The sequence below is a fragment of the Streptomyces sp. NPDC008238 genome (assembly GCF_042956445.1).
Classification (GTDB): Bacteria; Actinomycetota; Actinomycetes; order Streptomycetales; family Streptomycetaceae; genus Actinacidiphila.
In genome coordinates this window covers 189,279-211,466 of the sequence record NZ_JBIBGK010000004.1, presented here as the reverse complement: position 1 = coordinate 211,466, position 22,188 = coordinate 189,279, and the positions used below count along the sequence as shown (strand labels likewise).

17 protein-coding genes and 2 pseudogenes are annotated in these 22,188 nt (G+C 73.8%); 11 read left to right on the top strand and 8 right to left on the bottom strand.

The features are described from left to right. Positions 1 to 79 precede the first annotated feature (79 nt). The 3 genes and pseudogenes from ACFZAU_RS13305 to ACFZAU_RS13295 form a co-directional block, all read left to right on the top strand. Positions 80 to 925, top strand: coding sequence for a DegV family protein (locus ACFZAU_RS13305; RefSeq protein WP_500552219.1), 846 nt, complete (start codon positions 80 to 82; stop codon positions 923 to 925). Positions 926 to 1,295: 370 nt separating this feature from the next. After that, a complete protein-coding gene (locus tag ACFZAU_RS13300; protein ID WP_500552218.1) occupies positions 1,296 to 2,009 on the top strand; it encodes a ComEA family DNA-binding protein in 714 nt (237 codons plus the stop codon). After that, positions 2,006 to 4,453: pseudogene (locus ACFZAU_RS13295) on the top strand (ComEC/Rec2 family competence protein); the annotation flags it as partial. The gene ACFZAU_RS13300 and the pseudogene ACFZAU_RS13295, both read left to right, overlap by 4 nt. Positions 4,454 to 4,555: 102 nt before the next feature. On the opposite strand, the gene ACFZAU_RS13290 reads toward ACFZAU_RS13295, so the two are convergent. Both ACFZAU_RS13290 and ACFZAU_RS13285 read right to left on the bottom strand, forming a co-directional pair. Beyond that, entirely contained in the window at positions 4,556 to 5,977 is a 1,422-nt protein-coding gene (locus ACFZAU_RS13290) for an APC family permease (RefSeq protein ID WP_500552217.1), read from the bottom strand. 214 nt (positions 5,978 to 6,191) lie between these two features. Next, entirely contained in the window at positions 6,192 to 6,635 is a 444-nt protein-coding gene (locus ACFZAU_RS13285; protein ID WP_500552216.1) for a pyridoxamine 5'-phosphate oxidase family protein, read from the bottom strand. Between the two features lie 57 nt (positions 6,636 to 6,692). Here ACFZAU_RS13285 and ACFZAU_RS13280 point away from each other — a divergent pair, with 57 nt between their 5' ends. Further along, positions 6,693 to 7,481: an arylamine N-acetyltransferase family protein gene (locus ACFZAU_RS13280; RefSeq protein WP_500552215.1), complete on the top strand. Its 789-nt coding sequence runs from the start codon at positions 6,693 to 6,695 to the stop codon at positions 7,479 to 7,481. 15 nt (positions 7,482 to 7,496) lie between these two features. Here ACFZAU_RS13280 and ACFZAU_RS13275 read toward each other — a convergent pair whose 3' ends face one another. Next, positions 7,497 to 7,895 carry a RidA family protein gene (locus ACFZAU_RS13275; protein ID WP_499598893.1) on the bottom strand — a complete coding sequence of 133 codons (399 nt, stop codon included), beginning with the start codon at positions 7,893 to 7,895 and terminating at the stop codon, positions 7,497 to 7,499. 213 nt (positions 7,896 to 8,108) lie between these two features. Here ACFZAU_RS13275 and ACFZAU_RS13270 point away from each other — a divergent pair, with 213 nt between their 5' ends. Next, positions 8,109 to 8,375 carry a GlsB/YeaQ/YmgE family stress response membrane protein gene (locus ACFZAU_RS13270; RefSeq protein WP_499598892.1) on the top strand — a complete coding sequence of 89 codons (267 nt, stop codon included), beginning with the start codon at positions 8,109 to 8,111 and terminating at the stop codon, positions 8,373 to 8,375. Here ACFZAU_RS13270 and ACFZAU_RS13265 read toward each other — a convergent pair. Further along, the gene (locus ACFZAU_RS13265) at positions 8,338 to 9,795 is read right to left on the bottom strand and encodes a hypothetical protein (RefSeq protein WP_500552214.1); all 1,458 of its coding nucleotides are present in this window, start codon (positions 9,793 to 9,795) and stop codon (positions 8,338 to 8,340) included. The genes ACFZAU_RS13270 and ACFZAU_RS13265 overlap by 38 nt on opposite strands. A gap of 3 nt (positions 9,796 to 9,798) precedes the next feature. Continuing rightward, complete coding sequence (locus ACFZAU_RS13260) at positions 9,799 to 10,047, bottom strand: hypothetical protein (protein WP_499598889.1); 249 nt, start codon at positions 10,045 to 10,047, stop codon at positions 9,799 to 9,801. 40 nt (positions 10,048 to 10,087) lie between these two features. Here ACFZAU_RS13260 and holA point away from each other — a divergent pair, with 40 nt between their 5' ends. Further along, the gene (holA, locus tag ACFZAU_RS13255) at positions 10,088 to 11,071 is read left to right on the top strand and encodes a DNA polymerase III subunit delta (RefSeq protein ID WP_500552213.1); all 984 of its coding nucleotides are present in this window, start codon (positions 10,088 to 10,090) and stop codon (positions 11,069 to 11,071) included. A 183-nt stretch (positions 11,072 to 11,254) separates the two neighbouring features. Here holA and rpsT read toward each other — a convergent pair whose 3' ends face one another. Next, complete coding sequence (gene rpsT, locus ACFZAU_RS13250) at positions 11,255 to 11,521, bottom strand: 30S ribosomal protein S20 (protein WP_499598887.1); 267 nt, start codon at positions 11,519 to 11,521, stop codon at positions 11,255 to 11,257. A 236-nt stretch (positions 11,522 to 11,757) separates the two neighbouring features. Between rpsT and lepA the strand changes: the two genes are divergently transcribed. The 3 genes from lepA (at position 11,758) to ACFZAU_RS13235 (ending at position 16,191) form a co-directional block, all read left to right on the top strand. Further along, positions 11,758 to 13,623, top strand: a complete 1,866-nt coding sequence (gene lepA / locus ACFZAU_RS13245; RefSeq protein WP_500552212.1) for a translation elongation factor 4 — start codon at positions 11,758 to 11,760, stop codon at positions 13,621 to 13,623. A 202-nt stretch (positions 13,624 to 13,825) separates the two neighbouring features. Continuing rightward, positions 13,826 to 14,083, top strand: a complete 258-nt coding sequence (locus ACFZAU_RS13240; protein WP_018556619.1) for a hypothetical protein — start codon at positions 13,826 to 13,828, stop codon at positions 14,081 to 14,083. Positions 14,084 to 14,316: 233 nt separating this feature from the next. Further along, positions 14,317 to 16,191 (top strand): AMP-dependent synthetase/ligase, encoded by a 1,875-nt coding sequence (locus ACFZAU_RS13235; RefSeq protein WP_500552211.1) that lies wholly within the window; start codon positions 14,317 to 14,319, stop codon positions 16,189 to 16,191. A gap of 45 nt (positions 16,192 to 16,236) precedes the next feature. On the opposite strand, the gene ACFZAU_RS13230 is transcribed toward ACFZAU_RS13235, so the two are convergent. Then, the gene (locus ACFZAU_RS13230; RefSeq protein WP_499599345.1) at positions 16,237 to 16,776 is read right to left on the bottom strand and encodes a response regulator; all 540 of its coding nucleotides are present in this window, start codon (positions 16,774 to 16,776) and stop codon (positions 16,237 to 16,239) included. Positions 16,777 to 17,069: 293 nt separating this feature from the next. Next, positions 17,070 to 17,963 (bottom strand): annotated as a pseudogene (locus ACFZAU_RS13225) (HAMP domain-containing protein); the annotation flags it as partial. Between the two features lie 239 nt (positions 17,964 to 18,202). Between ACFZAU_RS13225 and ACFZAU_RS13220 the strand changes: the two are divergent. Together ACFZAU_RS13220 and hemW are read left to right on the top strand one after the other, a co-directional pair. Beyond that, on the top strand, positions 18,203 to 20,041 hold the full coding sequence (locus ACFZAU_RS13220; protein ID WP_500552210.1) for a SpoIIE family protein phosphatase: 1,839 nt from the start codon (positions 18,203 to 18,205) through the stop codon (positions 20,039 to 20,041). 895 nt (positions 20,042 to 20,936) lie between these two features. Next, positions 20,937 to 22,169, top strand: a complete 1,233-nt coding sequence (hemW, locus tag ACFZAU_RS13215) for a radical SAM family heme chaperone HemW (RefSeq protein ID WP_500552209.1) — start codon at positions 20,937 to 20,939, stop codon at positions 22,167 to 22,169. Positions 22,170 to 22,188 lie beyond the last annotated feature (19 nt).

The following is a 22,188-nucleotide window of genomic DNA, read 5'->3' as shown; positions in this document are numbered from 1 at the left end:
GAACCGGGGACGTTCACCCGGGTTCACCTCGGCGGAGCCGTACTGTCGCCGGGCCTTCCGCGCGGGTAACCTCCCGCACATGTCGTCCCATGTCGCTATCGTCACCGATTCCACGGCCTACCTGCCGCAGGAGGCCCTGACCCGGCACCGGATCACCGTGGTGCCGCTGGCGGTGGTGATCGGCGACGAAGCGCTGGAAGAGGGCACCGAGGTGTCGGCGCCCGCGGTCGCCCGCGCACTGCAGCGGCGCAAGCCCGTCACCACGTCGCGGCCGAGCCCGGAGGAATTCGCCGCCGCCTACCGCGCGGTGGCGGAGTCGGGCGCGACCGAGATCGTCTCCCTGCACCTGTCGGCCGAGTTCTCCGGCACCTACGACGCGGCGCTGCTCGCGGGGGCGCAGGCGCCGGTGCCGGTGCGCGTGGTGGACACCGCCATGGTCGCGATGGCCCTGGGGTTCCCGGTGCTGAGCGCCGCCGAGGCGGCGGAGGCGGGGGGTTCCGCCGACGAGATCGTGGCGGCCGCGGAGAAGCGGGCCTCGGACACTTCGGCGTACTTCTACGTGGACACCCTGGACTACCTGCGCCGGGGCGGCCGCATCGGCGCGGCGCAGGCGCTGCTCGGGTCGGCGCTCGCCGTGAAGCCGCTCCTGCAACTGGACGAGGGCCGTATCCAGCTACTGGAGAAGGTCCGTACGGCCTCCAAGGCCCTCGCGCGGCTCGAGGAGATCGTGGTGGAGCGGGCGGGCACCCGGCAGGTGGACATCGCCGTCCAGCACCTGGCCGCCGCGGACCGCGCGTCCGCCCTGGCGGAGCGGCTGCGGGCGCGGGTCCCCGGGCTCAACAGCCTCGTCCTCAGCGAGGTCGGCGCGGTGATCGGCGCCCACACGGGACCCGGGCTGCTGGGGGCGGTCGTCTCCCCGCTGTGACGTCTTTCGGGTGACGGGGTTATCCACAACTTGTGGATTGTCCACAGGATTTGAGCAAGATCATCTTGTGGGCGGTGTTCCGCCTACCGTCCCTGACATGGGATCGACCACCGCAACTCCTCGCCATCGCAGGCATCCGTCCGCATCCGCGGTCACCGCGGCGTCCGCGGCGCCCCCGCATCGGGCCGCGACCGCAGCCGCCCCCACCGCGGTCCTGGAACGGGCCGCCGCGCTCTTCGAGCGTTCTCCCGCACCTGCCGCGCGGCGGGGTGTGCCGGAGCCGCGGGAGCGACCGGACCCACCGGAACGGCCTGAGCCGCGGGAGCGATCGGGGCCACGAGAACGACCGGGGCCGCCAGGGCGTGGGGCCGTGCCGGACCCACCGGGGCGCCGGGTCGGGGGTGCCTGGCGCCTGGCCCTCACCGAACGCCTCCCCACCTGGTTCTCCGTCCGCTGCGGCATCGAGGCCAGGACCGCGGCCGCTCTCGCCGTCGTGCTCCTGGTCGCCCTGGCCTTCGCGGTGCACCACTTCTGGACCGGCCGGCCGCGTACCGTTGCGGTGCCCCCCGTCGCGTTGGCGCTGCCCGCCGCCGAGGCCCCCGTCGCCGCCCGCCCGTCCGCCGCGGCCGGGCCACGGGCACCGGACCCCACGCCGGGGGCGAAACCGGTGCTGGTCGTGGACGTCGCCGGCAAGGTCAGGGCGCCGGGGCTGCGGCGGCTGCCCGCGGGTTCCCGTGTGGCGGACGCCGTGGCGGCCGCCGGGGGAGCGCTGCGCGGCACGGACACCAGCGCCCTGAACCTGGCCCGCCTGCTGGCCGACGGGGAGCAGATCGTCGTCGGCCGCCCCGCCCCGCCGCCGGGCGCCGCCGCTCCCGGGGTGGCCGTCGCGAGCGGTCCCGTCAGCCTCAACACCGCCACCGCCGAGCAGTTGGACGCCCTGCCGGGAGTGGGCCCCGTGCTCGCCCGGCACATCATCGACTACCGCGGTCAGCACGGCGGTTTCACCTCCGTCGAGCAACTGCGCGACGTCAACGGCATCGGCGACCGCCGGTTCTCCGACCTCAAGCCGCTGGTCACCCCATGAGCGCGCCCGCGTCCCGCCCTGCGGTGCACGCGGCGGCCGCCTCACCGCGCGGCGCGTCGAACCCGCGTCAGGAGGGCCCGGCGGACCTGCGTCTGGTGGTGCCGGCCCTCGCCGCCTGGCTTGCCGCGGGCCTCGCCCTCGCCGTTCCGGGGCGAGCCGTGGTGGGGGCGTGCGCGATGGCCGTCCTGGCGGCGTCGGCGTCCCTCGTCCGCCGGTGGACGACGGCGGCCACCGTGGTGCTCTGCGCGGCGGTGTCCGCGGCCGTGGCGGGGCTGCACGCCGCGGACCTGCACCGCGGCCCGCTGCCCGCCCTGGCGGCCGAACACGCGCACGCCAGGGTCGAGTTACGGCTGACCTCGGATCCCCGGCTGATCCGCCCGCAGGTGCGCGGGGCCGTCCGGGCCCCGGACGCGGTGGTGGTGGAGGCCGAGGCCGTGCGTGTGGTGGCCCGGGGCGCGACGACGGCCGTCCGCACACCGGTCCTGCTGATCGCCCGGCAACCGGCCCGCACATGGCTGACGTTGCTGCCGGGGACGCGCGTCGACGCGCAGGCCCGGCTCGCCCCGGCGGCCGGCCCGGGCGACCGGGTCGCCGCGGTGCTGTCGGTCCGCGGGCCGCCCCGTGTCGTCGCGCCGCCGGGCCGTGCGCAACGGGTGGCCGGCGGACTCCGGGCGGGGCTGCGCGAGGCCACCGAGTCGCTGCCGCCCGACGCGCGGGCCCTGCTTCCCGGGCTGGTCGTCGGGGACACGTCCCGAATCCCGGTGGAACTGCACGAGGCGTTCGAGGACACCGACCTGACCCATCTGACCGCGGTCAGCGGTTCCAACCTCTCCCTGGTGCTGATCCTGCTGATCGGTCCGCCCGGCCTCGCCCTGCGCGCCGAGCGCGGCGGCCTGGCGCCCCGGCTGGCCCTCCCGCTCCGCGTGACGGCCGTGCTCGGGGGCGCCCTCACCGCGGCCTTCGTCGTCGTGTGCCGGCCGGACCCGAGCGTGCTGCGCGCCGCCGCCTGCGGACTGATCACACTGCTGGCCATCGGCACGGGCCGTCGCCGCAGCCTGCTGCCCGCGTTGTGCGGAGCCGCCCTGCTCCTGCTCCTCCTCGACCCCTGGCTCGCCCGCTCCTACGGCTTCGCGCTGTCCGTGCTGGCCACCGGTGCGCTCCTGCTCCTCGCGCCGCGCTGGAGCGCCGCCCTGCGGAGGAGGCGGGTGCCGCCGCGCCTCGCGGAGGTCCTGGCCGCTTCAGCGGCGGCGCAGGCGGTGTGCGCGCCGGTGGTGGCGGTGCTGGCCGCCCACGTCAGCCTGGTCGCCGTGCCGTGCAACCTGCTGGCCGAACTCGCGGTGGGCCCGGCCACCGTCCTCGGTTTCGCCGCCCTGGCGTCGGCGCCGTTCGCCATGCCCGTCGCCAAGGCCCTCGCCTGGGTCGCCGGCTGGCCGGCCGGCTGGATCGCGGCGGTGGCCCGGCGCGGTGCCGCGCTGCCCGGGGCGACGGTCGACTGGCCCGGGACCTGGGCGGGCGCCCTGCTGCTGGCCGCCGTCACCGTGGTGGTGGTGGCGGCCGGGCGCCGGCTCCTGCGCCGCCCCTGGCTGTGCACCGCCGCCGCGCTGCTGCTCGTGGCCGCCCTCGTGCGCCCGGTGCCGCTGCCCCGCTCGGTGACGGGCTGGCCGCCGCCGGCCTGGCGGCTGGTGGCCTGCGACGTCGGACAGGGCGACGCGCTGGTGCTCTCGGCGGGGGACGGCACCGCCGTCGTGGTCGACACCGGCCCGGAGCCCCGGCTCGTCGACCGCTGTCTGCGCTCCCTCGGGGTCACCGCCGTCCCGCTGCTCGTCCTCACCCACTTCCACGCCGACCACGTCGCCGGCCTGCCCGGGGTCCTGCGGGGTCGCTCCGTGGGCGCCATCGAGACCACCACCCTCGACGAACCGGCCGACCAGGCCGCCTTCGTCCGCCGCCAGGCGGCCGCCGCCCGGGTCCCCGTGCTGCGCGCGGCGCCAGGGGAGCGCCGCCGCCTGGGCCCCCTGGACTGGCGTGTGCTGTGGCCGGCCGCGCCCACCCTCCCCGCGGCCGCCGACGGTACCGCCGACGACGCCAACCCCAACGACGCCAGCGTCACCCTGCTGGTCCGCACGGCGGGGCTCAGCGTGCTCCTCCTCGGCGACCTGGAACCCGCCGCCCAGCGCGCGCTCCTGAGTGCCGTCCCCGACCTCCCGCCCGTCGACGTCCTCAAGGTCGCCCACCACGGCTCCGCCTACCAGGACCCGGCGCTCCTGGCCCGGCTCCGGCCCCGTCTGGCCCTGGTGAGCTGCGGCGCCGGCAACCCGTACGGGCATCCGTCGCCCCGCACCCTCGCCGCGCTGCGCGCCCAGGGCACCACCGTCCTGCGCACCGACCGGGACGGCCCGGTCGCCGTCCTGGGCGACCGGGAGGACCTGCGGGCGGCCGCGGGCGGTCCGTCGCCCGCCGCAGAGCGGGCCGTCCGGGGACGGCGAAGGGCCCGCACCGGTGCGCGACCGGTACGGGCCCCAGGGGTGCCGGGGACGGGCGGCGGCTCAGACGCTCCCGAGGCCCATCTCCTCCTCGGGCACGGAGATCACCCACCGGGTGCTCTGCCGCGGTCGGAGGTAGCAGAGCCAGTAGGCGAGGGAGGCGGCGACGATCACCCCGGTGATCACCAGGTCCTTGGTGGTCTGCTGGGTCAGCACGTACGCCAGCACGACGACCAGCAGCAGCGGCACCGCGGGCCACAGGGGCATGCGCCAGGCCGCGCGCTTCCCGTGCCCGCCGCGGCGCGAACCGAGGGCCGCGAGGGCGACGACGACGTACATCGCGGCGACCGCGACACCGGTGACGCCGCTCAGCGTCTCCACCGGCACGAAGCACAGCACCGCACCGGGCACGCCCACCGCGAGCGTCGCGATCCACGGGGCGCCGAACCGCTTGCTCAGCGTGCCGAAGGCCCTGTTGACCGGGGCCGGCCAGGCGCGGTCCCGCGCGGAGGCGTAGAGCACCCGGGAGTTCTGGATGACCATCACGATGCCCGCGTTGACGATGGCCAGCGCGATGCAGAGGCTGATGAAGGTGCCGACCGCCGAGTTGCTCCAGCCCTGCACGAGGGCGGAAAGGTCCCCGGCCGTCAGGGAGTTCATGTCGGGCGCGCCCAACGTGATCGCGATGGTCGGCACGATCACCACCAGCGCGCCGATGCCGAGCGTCCACAGCACCGTCCGCGAGACCGTGCGCCGCGGGTTCTCCATCTCCTCGGACAGGTACACGGCGGTGCTGAAGCCCTGCAGCACGAAGAGCGCGATCGCCAGCCCCGCGATGATCGTGCCCGCCGTGACGGCCGTGCCCACCCCGTGCCCGGCCTCCGTCACCGGGTGGACCAGCACCGAGGCCGGCCGGGAGGTGTGGGAGAAGCCGAGGAAGGCCACGACCCCCGCCGCGACGACCTCCAGCACCAGGAAGATGCCCGTGATCCAGGCGTTGGCCCGCAGGTCCAGCAGGCCCATGACGGTGGCGAGCAGCATGACGGCGGCGCCCGCGATCTTCGGGTCGATCTGCATGATCGGCGCGAGGTACTCGCCCGTGCCGAGCGCGATGATCGGCGGCACGATCATCACGACGATCAGGGAGAGCACGAACACGATCCATCCGGCCAGCCGGCCGATGAGCGTGCCGACCATCGCGTACTCGCCGCCCGCGCTCGGTATCAGCGTGCCGAGTTCCGAATAGCAGAAGGCCACCGCGATGCAGAGGACGGCCGCGACCACGATCGTCAGCGCCGTCCCGGTTCCCAGGTCGGCGAAGAGCGGGGGCACGATGACGAACAGCGAGGAGGCCGGGGTCAGGCACGACAGCGTCAGAAGCGTTCCGCCGACCACGCCGATCGACCGCTTGAGCGACTTCGGGGCCTCGATGGGCGGAGCGAGCGGCGAGTGCGGGGCCGTCGGCGGGTGGAGCGTGTCGGTCATGCGCGCATCCGATCGGGTCGGGCTTGAGGGGGCTACCGCCTCCGGTCCAGGGAACACGAAGCGGAATGTTCATTTCCGCTTCCGAGGATGAAACCGCGCCCGTCAAGCCCGCGTCAAGAGTCTCCGGACAACGAAATCCGAAGATCAACTGCCCCATGTCCGACGTAAAACCGGCAACTTCAGATCCAGTGCTGTGGATATCGACGCTCGCAGATCAGAATAGCCACACCCCTTCCTTCATCAGGTCCCGGTCCCGCATCTCGGTCGCCGTCCCCCAGGCCTGCACCCATTGCGGCCGGATCGCGTAGAACGCGTACGAAGGCCCGTCACCACGGGGATCCCAGGCGGCCTTCGCCGCGAAGGCGTCGCCGACGCCCTCCGGCAGCCCCGCGAACTCCACGACCCGTGCCGTGCCGTCGACGAGCACCAGATCCCGGGTCTGTCCCAGGCTCAGCCGCACCCGCCCGGAGGCCGCCAGGTTCCGCCCGGTGGGATTCGTCCTCCGGGTGGCGAGCCACAGCTCCGTCCCGTCCCACCAGAAGGACAGCGGCACCAGGCACGGCACCCCCTGCCCGTCCGCCGTCGCCACCCATACGTCCTCGTCGTCCCTGAGCCGGGCCATCGCCCCGGCGTGCCGCTCGCGCAGTGTTCGAGTCATGCGGGCGAAGCTATCCGGGTCTGGCGCGGCCGTCGCGGATTCCCCAAGACTGCCGCCATGGACGCTTCCCAGGCCGACGCCTACCTCCGTCGCATCGGCGCCGCGCGCCCCCGGCGCCCCGACGCGGCGGCCCTCCACGAGCTGCAGGTGCGCCATCTCGTCGCCGTCCCCTTCGAGAACCTCTCCGTCCATCGGGGCGAGGGCGTCTCCCTGGACCCCAAGGCCCTCTACGACAAGCTCGTGACCGCCCGCCGGGGCGGCTTCTGCTACGAGGTCAACGGCGCCTTCGGCGCCCTCCTCACCGCCCTCGGCTACGAGGTCACGCCCTACGCCGCCCGCACCTTCGACGGCCGGCGCCTCGGCATCCCCTTCGACCACATGGCGCTGCACGTCCGCACCTGCGACGGCGCCACCCTCCTCGCGGACGTCGGCTTCGGCCGCCACGCCCACCACCCGCTCACCCTCACCCCCGACGTCGAACAGACCGACCCCGGCGGCGTCTTCCGCTTCACCGCCGCCGCCCACGGCGACCTCGACCTGCACCACGACGGCGAACCGGTCTTCCGCCTCGAGACCCGGCCGCGCGAGATCGCCGACTTCGAGGTCGGCTCCTGGTACCAGCAGACCTCCCCGCACTCCCACTTCACACGGTCCCTGACCTGCTCCCGCCTCACCGAGGACGGCGGCCGGCTGACCCTCTCCGGCCGTACGCTCATCACCACGGCCCCCGACGGCACCCGCCGGGAGGAGGCCCTCGGCACCGACGCCGCCGTCCTCGCCGCCTACCGTGACCGCTTCGGCCTCGCCCTGGACGAGGTCCCCGAGGTCCGCGCCCGGCCCGCGTGAACCGCCTGCCTCGGTTCAGGGGACCACCGCCGTGGCGGTGACCTCCACCAACTGGCCGGTGTACCCGAGGCAGCCGACCCCGAGCAGCGTCGACGTGTGGGGCCCCTCGCTCAGCCCCGAGTCCCGCACGACCTCCCAGACCCGCGACAGTTCGGCGGGGTCGGTGCCCACCACGTACACCGTGCTGGCGACGACGTGTCGCAGGGCGCTCCCCACGGCGCGCAGGGCCTCGTCGAGGTTGGCGACGACCTGACGCGCCTGGGCGACCGGATCGCCCGGGCCCACCAGGGCGCCCTGCGCGTCGAGCGGTACGGAACCGGCCATGAAGGCGAGCCGCTGTCCGGCCTCGACGACCGCGGCGTGCGCGTACCCGGGCGGCGGGAACAGGGTCGGGACGATCGTGCGCTGCACCACGGGGGCCTCCTGGCTCGTACCGGCTGACCCCGCGATCCTGCAGAGCCGCCGGCGCGGACGCCACCGGGTTTCCGCCGCCCGCGCCCCGCGCCCCGCGCCGCCCGCTGCCTGGGGGCCGGGAGCCCGCCGTGAAGTGCAACCACCGTGTCACGGCTTGTCCATGGCTCCGTCTCGGCACGCATGAAGGGCCGGGGGCCGTGGCAGGTTGACGGCATGACCATCATCGGCTGGATCGTACTGGGCCTGATCGCGGGCGCCATCGCGAAGATACTGCTCCCCGGGAAGGACCCGGGCGGCGTGGTCGGGACGACGCTGATCGGCATCGCGGGCGCGGTGGTCGGTGGCTGGCTCTCGGCGAAGTTCCTCGACCACCCCATCACCAAGGACTTCTACGACCTGCCCACGTGGGGCGCGGCCATAGGGGGCGCGCTCGTCCTCCTGATCATCTACCGCATCCTGTTCGGCGACTCCCGCCGCTGACCGCGGACGCGGCCGGCGCGGGCAGCAGTTGCACGTCCTCCCGGCGCACGGACAGGGCCTGCGAGCGGCGCGGGTCCCACAGCCAGATCCAGTCCCCGGAGGCACCGAAGGACAGCACGGGGTGGTCGGCCGGCACCGGGCCGTTCTCCACCGGGAGGGGACCGTCACCGACGGGCACCACGCACATCAGGGTGCCGCGCACCCCGAAGTACGCCACCGGTGCGTGCCCCCGCCGCGCGGCGGACGCCGCCTCCCCGGCGGCGCGGTCCGCGTCGCGGGCCCCGGCGAGGAGCGCGACGGCCGCGAAGGACGCCGAGAGCAGCACCGTGACGGCGACCAGGGCGAGGCGGTTGTCGCCCTTGGCGATGTGCACGTGCCGGAGCCAGCCCGCGACCGTCGTGAAGACCAGCACGAACCCCAGCGCCAGGCCCAGCGGTTCCGCGGCGGCCGCGTACGGCCACAGGTCCCCGGCGGAGCGCACGGAACCCGAGGGGACGCCGAACCGGTCGAGGTAGGACGCCTGCATCAGCCGGCCGAGCCAGGTCGCCATCGACCACCCCACGGGCAGGGCGAGCGGCACCAGCCAGACCGCGTTGCGCGAGAACCACGAGTCGCGCAGGGCGAAGTACACCCCCGGCGCGCAGAAGGGGGCCACCACCGCGGGCCACCACAGCGGTCCCGCACCCGCCTCGGCGGCCGCCCAGCCCAGCAGCGCCGCCGCCGCGACGGCGACGGCCGCACGAGGCACCGCCCGTGACGCGCCACGGCCCGCCCGCGCGGCCGCACCGGCCGCCGCCCTGGCCGCCGCCTCCTCCGTCTCGGGCGGCGCCGGCCGCAGTTCGAAGGCCTCGGTGGTGAAGGCGGCGCCGCCCAGGGGCCGTTCGGCGACCTCCCGCTCGACCGCCTCGCGGGTCAGCCCGGCCGGCAGCCGCAGCAGCCGGTGCGCGCCGCGCCCGCCGAGGGCGGCCCGCCACCGGCCGAGCCGGTCACGCGGTCCGGTGCCCGTCCCGGGACGGCGGACGACGTGGTACTCGGTCCGCGGGTCGTCGGGCCGGAGCAGCAACGCCACGTCCCGGACCCACAGTCCGAGCTGATGGGTCCTCGCCAGCCGCTCCACGGCCCCGCACGCGGCCCTCTCGGCCCGCCAGCGGGAGCCGCCCAGCCGTACCTCGACGACGAGCGCGACCCGGCCGCCGCCCGCCGTGGCCGGGGCGTCCTCACGGGCGGCCCGGCGTACCGTCCAGCCCCGCGCCTCCATCAGCCCCTGCGCGAGGGCGAGCTCGTCGGGATGGTCGACGGCCTCGACCAGGAGGCGTACGCGCTGGTTGAACGGGACGGCCGGGAGCGGCCCGGCCGTCCCCGGGGGCTCCGCCCCCGGCTCCTGTGAGCGGCGGCGCTGGGCGGGGACGCGCAGCGGCACGGCCTAGTCCTCCTCCTCGAGCCAGCCCTCGAACTCCTCCGCCAGGTCGTTCAGGGCGGCGGGGTCCAGTTCCTCGTCCTCGTCGTTGATGACGACGAGCCACTGGGCGTCCTCGGCGTCGTCCTCGCCGGCGAGCGCGTCGCGGACGAGTTGGGGACGGTGGGGCAGGTCGAAGCGCTCGCTGGCTTCGTCGGCGGCCTCCTCCGCGGCATCGCGGTCGGGGAGGACGAGCACATGTCTGACGTCGGTCACCGGGACATTGTGTCGGACCCGCGTGGGATGCTGGACCGCGATGGCCAGGAACAGTACGACAGACAGCCCGCTCGCCCCCGTGACGCTCGCGGTGGGGCAGGAGGACCTGCTCCTCGACCGCGCCGTACGGGAGGTCGTGCAGGCGGCGCGGGCCGCCGACGCCGACACCGATGTGCGCGACCTCACCCCGGAGGCGCTCCAGCCGGGCACCCTGGCGGAGCTCACCAGCCCCTCGCTCTTCTCCGAGCGCAAGGTCGTGGTCGTACGGAACGCGCAGGACCTGTCCGCGGACACCGTCAAGGACGTCAAGGCCTACCTGGAGGCCCCGGCCGAGGAGATCACCCTCGTCCTGCTGCACGCGGGCGGCGCCAAGGGCAAGGCCCTGCTGGACGCGGCGCGCAAGGCCGGTGCGCGCGAGGTGGCCTGCCCGAAGATGACCAAGCCGGCCGACCGGCTGGCCTTCGCCCGGCAGGAGTTCCGCACCCTGGGCCGGTCCGCGACCCCCGAGGCGTGCCAGTCCCTGGTGGACGCCATCGGCAGCGACCTGCGGGAGCTGGCGAGCGCCTGCGCCCAGCTCGCCGCCGACGTGGAGGGCGCGATCGACGCGGCGGTGGTCGCCCGTTACTACACCGGCCGGGCCGAGGCGACCGGCTTCGAGGTCGCCGACCTCGCGGTGACCGGCCGTACCGCCGAGGCGCTGGAGCGGCTGCGGTGGGCGATCGCGGTCGGGCAGCCGCTGCCCGGCATCACCTTCGCGCTGGCGTCGGGCGTCCGGGCCATCGGCAAGCTGGCCTCGGCCCCGCGCGGCGCCCGTCCCGGGGACCTGGCCCGCGAGCTGGGGATGCCGCCGTGGAAGATCGACCGGGTCCGCCAGCAGATGCGCGGCTGGTCCGGTGACGGCGTCTCCGCGGCCCTGCGCGCGGTCGCCGAGGCCGACGCCGCGGTCAAGGGCGGCGGCGCGGACCCGGCCTACGCCCTGGAGAAGGCGGTCGTCGCCGTCGCGCGGGCCGCACGGTCGCGCTGAGCTCCGCCCGGCCACGCACGCCCATGCCGAAGGGCCCCGTACCGGGGAGGTACGGGGCCCTTCGGAGGCCGCACCCGCGTGGCGAACGCAGGCCGCGTGCGGCCGGTGGATCGGGGGTGCCGGTGCAGGAGCGGGTGAGAGGGACCGCTGTGTCCTCGCCGGCGGGTACCGCTACGGGAAGGTTCAGCCCTGGAGGGCCGCCACCTTGAGGGCCAGCGCCGACTTCTTGTTGGCGGCCTGGTTCTTGTGGATGACGCCCTTGCTCACAGCCTTGTCGAGCTTCTTGGAGGCGAGGCGCGCGGCCTCGGTCGCCTTCTCGACGTCGCCGGTGGCCACGGCCTCACGGGTGCGACGGATGGCGGTCTTGAGCTCGGACTTGACGGCCTTGTTGCGCAGGCGCGCCTTCTCGTTGGTCTTGTTGCGCTTGATCTGGGACTTGATGTTCGCCACGAAAGAGCCTTCTCAGGTGTGATCTGATGGGGTTCGCGCCTCGGGTAGAGGGCACGAGACGCGACTGCCCAGGTTAGCAGTCGGCCGCCGCGCCGCCCAAACCGGTGGCCGGCGGCGGGTCCCGCGGCCCTTCCCGCACTGCCCGGCACGGCCGTGGGCCCCGGCCATGGGACTATGGGAGCCATACGTATCGATCCGACCAGAGGCGACAGGCGCCTCAAGAGACAGGACCCTGCGTGCCCGCGACCCCTTCGAACGTGCCGGAGCCGAGCCGTACCGACCCGGCGCTGATCCGCAATTTCTGCATCATCGCGCACATCGACCACGGCAAGTCGACCCTTGCCGACCGGATGCTCCAGCTGACCGGTGTGGTGGATCAGCGGCAGATGCGCGCCCAATACCTCGACCGGATGGACATCGAGCGCGAGCGCGGCATCACGATCAAGTCCCAGGCGGTCCGTCTGCCCTGGGCGCCCACCGAGGGCGCCGGTCAGGGGAGGACGCACATCCTGAACATGATCGACACCCCGGGGCACGTGGACTTCACCTACGAGGTCTCCCGGTCGCTCGCGGCCTGTGAGGGCACGGTCCTGCTGGTCGACGCCGCCCAGGGCATCGAGGCGCAGACGCTGGCCAACCTCTACCTGGCGATGGAGAACGACCTCACCATCGTCCCGGTGCTGAACAAGATCGATCTGCCGGCCGCGCAGCCCGAGAAGTTCTCCGAGGAACTGGCCAACCTCATCGGCTGCGACCCCTCCGACGTGCTGAAGGTCTCGGCCAAGACCGGCCTCGGCGTCGAGGCGTTGCTGGACCGCGTGGTGGAGACCGTTCCGGCCCCGGTCGGCGTCGCCGACGCGCCCGCCCGCGCGATGATCTTCGACTCGGTCTACGACTCCTACCGCGGTGTCGTCACCTATGTCCGGGTCGTCGACGGCCAGCTCAGCAAGCGCGAGCGCATCAGGATGATGTCGACCGGCGCCACCCACGAGCTGCTGGAGATCGGCACCAACTCGCCCGAGATGCTGTCGGCCGACGGCCTCGGCGTCGGCGAGGTGGGCTACCTGATCACCGGCGTGAAGGACGTCCGCCAGTCCAAGGTGGGTGACACGATCACCCAGCAGAACAAGGGCGCCACCGAGGCCCTGGGCGGCTACAAGGACCCCAAGCCGATGGTGTTCTCGGGCCTCTACCCGCTGGACGGCTCCGACTACCCGGAGCTGCGCGACGCGCTGGACAAGTTGCAGCTCAACGACGCCGCGCTGGTCTACGAGCCGGAGACCTCCGCCGCCCTCGGCTTCGGGTTCCGCGTCGGCTTCCTCGGCCTGCTGCACCTGGACGTGATCCGCGAGCGGCTGGAGCGCGAGTTCGGGCTGGACCTGATCGCGACCGCCCCCAACGTGGTCTACCGCGTGGTGATGGAGGACGGCGCCGAGCACGTCGTCACCAACCCCAGCGAGTTTCCCGAGGGCAAGATCTCCGAGGTGTACGAGCCGGTGGTGCGGGCCACGATCCTGGCGCCCACCGAGTTCATCGGCGCGATCATGGAGCTCTGCCAGACCCGGCGCGGCTCGCTGCTCGGCATGGACTACCTCTCCGAGGACCGGGTGGAGATCCGCTACACCCTGCCGCTCGCCGAGATCGTCTTCGACTTCTTCGACCAGCTGAAGTCCAAGACCCGCGGGTACGCCTCCCTGGACTACGAGCCCACCGGCGAGCAGACCTCCAGCCTGGTCAAGGTCGACATCCTGCTGCACGGCGACAAGGTGGACGCCTTCTCGGCGATCACGCACAAGGACGCGGCGTACGCCTACGGCGTGCGGCTCGTCGCAAAGCTGCGCGAGCTGATCCCGCGGCAGGCCTTCGAGGTGCCCATCCAGGCGGCCATCGGCTCCCGGGTCATCGCTCGCGAGACCATCCGCGCCATCCGCAAGGACGTCCTCGCCAAGTGCTACGGCGGTGACATCTCCCGCAAGCGGAAGCTGCTGGAGAAGCAGAAGGAGGGCAAGAAGCGGATGAAGATGGTCGGTTCCGTGGAGGTGCCGCAGGAGGCCTTCATCGCGGTGCTCTCCAGCGACGAGAGCGCGGCCAAGAAGAAGTAGCCGGCGTGGGCCGGCCGACGCGGCCCAACCGGGCGCACAGGAAGGGCGCTTGTCCGATTACCGGGCAGGCGCCCTTTCGTATGAGCGGTCCGGCATTCGGGTGATTGGCAAAAACCCCGGCCCGCGCGGTTTCTGCCGGGAGTCCCCGACGTTACTCATCGTGACAGCGGCGAAAGGCGTCGCTGTGGAAGGGGAATGTGAAGTGAAGTACTCGAAGGCCGCGGCCGTCGTCGCCGGTTCCGTGATCGCGCTGGGCGCCGCCGGTGCCGCCGCGTCCCCCGCCTTCGCCGGGGAGGCCCTCCCGCTCGGCAACGGGCCGATGAAGATCCTGGACGCCAAGGACGAGGTCGCCAAGACCGGTCTGAAGGCGGTCACCGGCAAGACGGGCGAGCTGCTCGGCGGCGCGGGCAAGACCGGGGGCACCAAGGGCATGATCGGCGGTCTGCCGATCGGCGGCTGAGCGCTGCGTTCCCCGCGGTGCCGCCGGTGGGTGGCCGGAGCGGTGGCCGGAAGGCGGGCTCCCCGGATTCCGGGAGGGCCCGCCGTTATGTGTAGGTGCCATCCACTGGTCGTCACGGTTGCATCGCGGTGGCCGCGGCCTCTTACCAAGCGGGCGCCGATTCCCTACTCTGATCACCACTCGGTAGTTACTCACGAGTCACCCAGCTAAGAGGCGGGCCCCCGGAGGTTGTCGTGACCGACACGCAGACTTTGATCGAGAACCGGCCGCCCTCCGTGGCGAACCTGTTCCTGGAGCGCGTCGAGGCGACGCCGGACGCCGAGGCCTACCGCTTCCCGGTGGCGTCGGACGGCGGTGCCGAGTCCTGGAGGTCGCTCACCTGGAAGCAGGCCGCGGACCGCGTCCACGCCGTCGCCGCGGGTTTGATGGACCTGGGTGTCCGCCCCGAGGAGCGGGTGGCCATCGCCTCCGCCACCCGGGTCGAGTGGATCCTGGCCGACCTCGGCGTGCTCTGCGCCGGCGCGGCGACCACCACCGTCTACCCGACCACCAACGCCGACGAGACGGCCTTCATCCTGGCCGACTCCGGCAGCCGGGTGCTGATCGCCGAGAACGCCGTGCAGCTGGCCAAGGCCGTCGAGCGCCGCGCCGAGCTACCCGAGCTGGCGCACGTCGTGGTCGTCGACGCCGAGGGCGCCGACCTCGGGGACGACGGATGGGCGCTGTCGCTGACGGAGCTGGAGCAGCGCGGCAAGGTCTACCTGGAGAAGAACCCCGAGGCCGTCCGCAAGACCGTGGGCGAGATCACCAAGGACCAGCTGGCCACCCTCATCTACACCTCCGGCACGACCGGCCGCCCCAAGGGCGTACGGCTGCCGCACGACTGCTGGGCGTACATGGCCCGCGCGATCCAGGCGAACGGGCTGCTGGAGGCGGACGACGTCCAGTACCTCTGGCTGCCGCTGGCGCACGTCTTCGGCAAGGTGCTCACCGCCGGGCACATCACCATCGGCCACGTGACCGCCGTCGACGGCCGGGTCGACAAGATCATCGAGAACCTGCCGGTGGTGCAGCCCACCTACATGGCGGCCGTCCCGCGCATCTTCGAGAAGGTCTACAACGGCGTCGCCGCCAAGGCCCGGGCCGGCGGCGCGGCCAAGTACCGGATCTTCAAGTGGGCCGCCGAGGTCGCCCGCGAGTACGCCAAGGCCACCCAGGACAACCGCCGCCGCACCGGCAACGCGAGCGCGCCCTTCGGCCTCGCCGCCAAGCACGCCGTCGCCGACCGCCTGGTGTACGCCAAGCTCCGCGACGCCTTCGGCGGCAAGCTGCGCGCCTGCGTCTCCGGCTCCGCCGCCCTCTCCCCGGAGATCGGCTACTTCTTCTCCGGCGCCGGCATCCACATCCTGGAGGGCTACGGCCTGACCGAGTCCAGCGCCGCCAGCTTCGTCAACCCCGGCGAGGCCTACCGGACCGGCACGGTCGGCAAGCCGCTGCCCGGCACCGAGGTCCGCATCGCCGAGGACGGCGAGATCCTGCTGCGCGGCCCCGGCATCATGCAGGGCTACCACGGGCTGGCCGAGAAGACGGCCGAAGTGCTGGAGTCGGACGGCTGGTTCCACACCGGTGACATCGGGGAGCTCTCCGCGGACGGGTACCTCACCATCACCGACCGCAAGAAGGACATCATCAAGAACTCGAACGGCAAGTACATCGCGCCGGCCGCGGTGGAGGGCCAGTTCAAGGCGGCCTGCCCGTTCATCAGCAACATCCTGGTGATCGGCGCCGACCGCAACTTCTGCACCGCCCTGTTCGCCCTGGACGAGCCCACCATCCTCGGCTGGGCGAAGGAGAACGGGCTGGAGGGCAGGGGCTACGCGGAGGTCGTCGGCTCCGAGCAGGTGCGGGCCCTGATGGACGGCTACGTGCGGCGGGTCAACGAGGAGCTGCAGCGCTGGCAGCAGATCAAGACCTTCCGCATCCTGCCGCGCGACCTGGACGTCGAGCACGGCGACCTCACGCCCAGCCTGAAGCTCAAGCGGCCCGTCGTGGAGCGGGAGTTCAAGGACCTGATCGACGACATGTACGCCGGCACGCGGGAGGACTGAGCGGGCCGACCGGCGGGCGGCAGGACCCGGGCGGCCCCGGCCCCCTCAGTCGCCCGTCCGGGGGCCCGGCAGGTCCACGCCGTGCAGCGCGCGTTCCAGCCGGGCCACGCGCCGGGCCAGCGCGGCGACGTCCGGGCGGCCGTCGGCGGCGAGTTGCCGTTCGACGGCCGCGAGGCGCTGCTCGATCGCCTCCAGCCGGTCCCGGTCGCGCGCCAGCAGCGCCCGCAACTGGCGGGTCTTGTGGTGCAGTTCGAGGAAGACGGTCACCTTCGCCCGCAGCACCCACGGGTCGAAGGGCTTGGTCAGGTAGTCCGCCGCGCCGGTGGCGTAGCCGCGGAAGGCGAAGGTGGTGTCCAGGTCGTTCCCGGTCAGGAAGATGATCGGGATGTCCTTGGTCTGGTCGAGGCGCTTGATGTTCGCCGCGGTCTCGAAGCCGTCCATGCCGGGCATCAGGACGTCCAGCAGCACCACCGCGAACTCCTGGCGCAGCAGCGCCTTCATCGCCTCCTCCCCGGAACGGGCCCGGACCAGGGGCTGGTCGAGGATGCCGAGGACGGCCTCCAGAGCGACCAGGTTGTCCTCCATGTCGTCGACGAGGAGGATGCCCGCCTTCCCCGTGACCGTGCCGGTGCGGCCCGTCGTCACCACGCGGGCCTCGCGGGGTCGTCGGAGCCGCCCGGGCCGCCGGGACCGGGGCGGGCCCGTCCGTCGTCCCGTCCCGCCCCGGGGTCGAGCAGCAGGTGCGCCACGTGCAGCAGCCGGTCCACGTCCACCGGTTTGGGTACGTAGTCGCCGGCGCCGCAGGCGATGGAGCGTTCGCGGTCGCCCGGCATCGCCTTCGCCGTCAGGGCGATGATCGGCAGCGCGGCGAAGCGCGGGGTGCGCTTGAGCTCCAGGATCTCGCCCTTGGCCTCCACGGTGATGGTCTTGCCGAGGTCGCCCTGGGCGACGGCGGTGGCGGCCTGGGCGATGTTGCGGACCTGGGAGGTCAGGTTGTCGGCCATGAAGTTGACGTTGTCGGTGAGGTCCTTCCGGACCCCGGAGACGCCGCGGACCTGGGTGCGGCCGCCCAGTTGGCCCTCGGTGCCGACCTCGCGGGCGACCCGGGTCACCTCGTCCGCGAAGGCCGAGAGCTGGTCCACCATGGTGTTCACGGTGAGCTTGAGCTCCAGCAGCTCACCGGTCGCCTCGACCGTCACCTGGCGGGTCAGGTCGCCCCGCGCCACCGCCGTCGTCACCAGCGCGATGTCGCGCACCTGGGCGGTCAGCCGGGCGGCCATCGTGTTGACCGCCTCGGTCACGTCCCGCCAACTGCCGGACGGTCCCCGCACCTTGGCCTGGCCGCCGAGCCGGCCGTCGGTGCCGACCTCGCGGGCCACCCGGGTCACCTCGCCGGTGAACAGTGACAGCTGGTCCACCATGCGGTTGACCGCCCGGCCGAGCCTGCGCACGTCCCCGCGCAGCGGCCGGTTGCCGTCGTGCAGGTCCACCCGCTGGGTCAAGTCGCCGCCCGCCACGGCGTCCAGCACACGGGTGGCGTTCGCCGCCGGGATGACCAGCGCGTCGATCAGGGAGTTCGCCGCCTGCACGCTCACCGCCCAGGAGCCCTGCCCCGGGCTCTCCGCGAGCCGCTCGTCCAGCCGGCCCCGGCGTACGACCTCCCGCTTGACCCGGGCGACGATCCGGTTGAACGTTCCGGCGAGTTCCGCCAGCACCCCTTCCGTCCCGTCGGCCAGCCGCACCCGGAAGTCGCCGTCGCACAGCGAGCGCATCGCCGTGAGCAGCGGCCGCAGTTCCGCCGCGCGTATCCACTCACCGTCCGGCGGCGGGTCGACGACACGCGGACGCGCGGGAGCCGTGGTTTTCGGGGCGGGAACAGCCGATTTAAGAGCCATGACGGCCTTCTTCGGTGACTCGGCGCTTATGAGCGCGCTCAGTCTGTCACGCTGTCCGTGCCGTTAAGGGCGCAATGCCGGATCTGCTCGGGAGCCGCACAGTGGGGCCAGAGTCCATGCCACGGGAGTTCGTCTCCCGTACCAGCCTGCCCGGCAACCAGCTGGCGGCCTCCGCGGCACGGAGGTTCGTCCGCGCCGCGCTGGCCGAGTGGACCGCGGAGGAACCCTGGCCGGCCGAGAGCGTCGGGGACCACCTCGTGGACGACGCGGTGCTGCTCGTGAGCGAGCTCGTCACGAACGCGGTCATCCACGCCGGCACCACCGTCGAGCTGCTCTGCCGGCTGGAGGGCGCGGCGTCCGGCGGCCGCGAGGAGGACGGCCTCGTCGTCGAGGTCTCCGACCACCACCCCGCCCGGGTCGTCCGCGACCGCGCGGAACTCGCCCGCGAGGGCCGCGACGGCGGGCGCGGGCTGCAGCTCGTCTCCGCGCTCTCCGAGGAGTGGGGCATCACCTACCGGCGCGACCTCAAGACCATCTGGTGCCGCCTGGCCACCGACCGCGCACCCGGGCAGACGCCCCCGCCGGCGCCCGAGGCCGACCGCGCCCTGCTGTGCGGGCTGCGCGCCACCGAGATCCTCGCGCCGACGGCCTCCCGCCTGCCGCGGCGGCACGAGAGCGAGTGGATCAACCGCGGCTCGCTCTCCTTCCTCGCCGAGGCCTCCGACCTGCTCGCCGGGCAGCTCGACGAGGACATGGTCGCCTCCCTCGCCGGGCAGCTGCTCGTGCCCCGGCTCGCCGACTGGTGCGCCGTCTGGCTCTCGGGGGACGGGCCCGAGGGCGCCGAGCCGCGTCTGGCGCGCGTCTGGCACGCGGCGGAGAGCCGCATCGACGGGCTGCGCATGGTGCTGGAGAAGGAACCCCCGCCGCCCGGCGGCCGCGCCGGCGCCGTGCCCTGGCCGTGGCCCGCCACGGGCCAGGGCACGGACGCGTTCGGCGCGGCGCTGGCGTGCCCCCTGGTCACCGGCGGCCGCAGCCACGGCACGCTGCTGCTCGGGCGCACCGGGCTGACGCGCTTCCCCGACGAGGTCGTCGGCCTCGTCGAGGACTTCGCGCGCCGCGTCGCGCTCGCGGTGGGCACCGCCCGCCAGTACGCGCGGCAGGCCATGATCAGCCGGGTCCTGCAGCGCGGCCTGCTGCCCGCGGGGCTGGGCGCGGTGCCGGGCATCGACACGGCCGTCGTCTACGAGCCCACGCGTGCGGACGTCGTCGGCGGCGACTTCTACGACCTCTTCCCGGCGGGCGGCGGCCGCTGGTGCTTCGCCCTCGGCGACGTCCAAGGGAACGGCCCCGAGGCGGCAGCGGTCACCGGGCTCGCCCGGCCCGTCATGCGGCTCCTCGCGCGCGAGGGCTACGGCGTCGCGGAGGTCCTCGACCGGCTCAACCGGGCCCTCGCGGACGAGGCCGCGGCGGTCACGCTCGGCGACGCGCTCGGGCCGGGGTGGGACGTGGGGCCGCGCTTCCTGTCCCTGCTGTACGGGGAGATCGTGCCGGAAGGGGCCGGACCGGGGGTGGGCGGCCCGGGTGGCCCGGGTGGTGCCCTGTGCACGCTGGCCAGCGCCGGGCACCCCCTTCCGCTGCTCCTCACCGGCGGCGGCGCGGTACGGCCCGCGGCGGTGCCGCAGATACTGCTGGGGATCACGGACGACGCGCGGTACCGCAGCGAATCGTTCCGGCTGGCTCCCGGGGACACGCTGCTGTGCGTCACGGACGGGGTGACCGAGCGGCGCAACGGGAGCCGGCAGTTCGACGACGACGACGGGCTCGCGGCCGTGCTCGCGGCTTGCGCCGGGCTGGGGGCGGCGGGGGTGGCGGAGCGGATCCGGCGGGCGGTGCACGAATACGATGTGGCGCCGCCGGACGACGATCTTGCGGTGCTCGTGCTTCAGGCCCAGTGAGGGGCGCTACGCGGTGCCGGGTCGTTGGTTGCGGCCTGTTGTCGTGTGCGGCGCCGTTGTGGTTTCTGTTGGGGGTTCGCCCGCCCTCCCTCCCGATTGCCCGGCGCGGTTGGTGCGGGCGTGCGCTCTGTGGGTTGGTGGGCCGGGGGCGGGGCCTCCGGGGTGGGCATTCTGTACCGCATATTTATGTGCATGGCGGGCAGCACTCGTCGGTGCCGTCGCTGCTGCACATCAAATACACGTCAGCGTCCAGAACGCCCACCCCTACGACCCCTCCCCCTCCGTATCCGTCGCGGCCAACGGCCGGTGGGTGGTCAGAAGGCGGTCCGGGGGCACCGCACCTGTCCGGCGCACCCCCAACGGGACACCCTGCCCCCGCGCAACAGGGAGGGGGTGTGGCGGGGTGCTCCCCCTGGCCGAAGGCCCGCTGGAAACGAGCGGCGGACCCGGTGCCGAATGGTGCGGGGCTGGAACCGCGGGGCCGTGGGGCAAGTGAGCGGTCCGGGGCACCCCCGGACCGCCTCCTCACCCCCGACCGGCCGTTGTGCGCCATACGACGGGAGGGGGTGTGTCGGGGTGCGCCCGGAAACGACGAGCGGCGGACGCGGTGCCGAATGATGTTGGGGTAAACCGCGAGCGTTGAGGACGTGCGCCGGCGCGGCGCCGACCCCAGACGAACTTGCGCAGGCTCGCACCAATCGCGCCGGGTAATCGGGCGGGAGGGCGGGAGACAGCCCGCCGCAGGCGCACACAACGTGCACGCAAACAGCCAGGTGGCCCGGCGCAGCCGCCCGCAGGCGCACACAGCGTGCACGCGAACAACCAGGTGGCCCGGCGCAGCCGCCCGCAGCCGCCCCCGGAACCGCACCCGGAGGGGATGGCGGACAATGGGGGCATGCCATCCGTACTGCCCGACGGGGAGCCGATGCCCGAGGACGGCGCGCTCCCGCCGACCGCCCTGCGCGACGCGCAGTCCCGCCCGCTGGGGTTCTACCTCCACGTCCCGTACTGCGCCACCCGCTGCGGCTACTGCGACTTCAACACGTACACCGCCGCCGAGCTGCGCGGCACCGGCGGCGTGCTCGCCTCCCGGGAGAACTACGCCGACACCCTGGTCGACGAGATCCGGCTGGCCCGCAAGGTGCTGGGCGACGACCCCCGGCGCGTGGAGACCGTGTTCGTCGGCGGCGGGACGCCGACGCTCCTGCCGGCGGCGGACCTGACGCGGATGCTGGGGGCGATCCGGGACGAGTTCGGCCTGGCGGAGGGCGCGGAGGTCACGACGGAGGCGAACCCGGAGTCCGTGGACCCGGCGTACCTGGAGGAGCTGCGGGCCGGGGGGTACACGCGGGTCTCGTTCGGGATGCAGAGCGCCCGGCCGCACGTGCTGCAGGTGCTGGACCGGCGGCACACGCCCGGGCGCCCGGAGGAGTGCGTGGCGGAGGCGCGGGCGGCGGGGTTCGAGCACGTCAACCTGGACCTGATCTACGGCACGCCCGGGGAGTCGGACGACGACTGGCGGGCGTCGCTGGACGCCGCGATCGCCGCGGGCCCGGACCATGTGTCGGCGTACGCGCTGATCGTGGAGGAGGGCACGCAGCTGGCGCGCAGGATCCGGCGCGGCGAGGTGCCGATGACGGACGACGACGTGCACGCGGACCGCTACCTGATCGCGGAGGAGCGCCTGGCGGCGGCCGGGTACGGCTGGTACGAGGTGTCGAACTGGGCGACCTCGCCGGAGGCCCGGTGCCGTCACAACGAGCTGTACTGGACCGGCGCGGACTGGTGGGGCGCCGGGCCGGGGGCGCACAGCCACGTGGGCGGGGTGCGCTGGTGGAACGTGAAGCACCCGGCGGCGTACGCGGCGGCGCTCGCCGAGGGGCGCAGTCCCGGGGCGGGCCGTGAGGTGCTGGCGGCGGAGGACCGCCGGGTGGAGCGGATCCTGCTGGAGCTGAGGCTGTCCGACGGCTGCCCCCTCGACGTGCTGGCCCCGGCGGGGGCCGGGGCCGCGGAGCGCGCCGTAAGGGACGGTCTCCTGGAGACCGGTCCTTACCGCGAGGGCCGCGCCGTCCTCACGCTGCGCGGCCGGCTGCTGGCCGACGCCGTCGTCAGGGACCTGGTCGACTGAGCCTCCCGGGCCGGCCCGA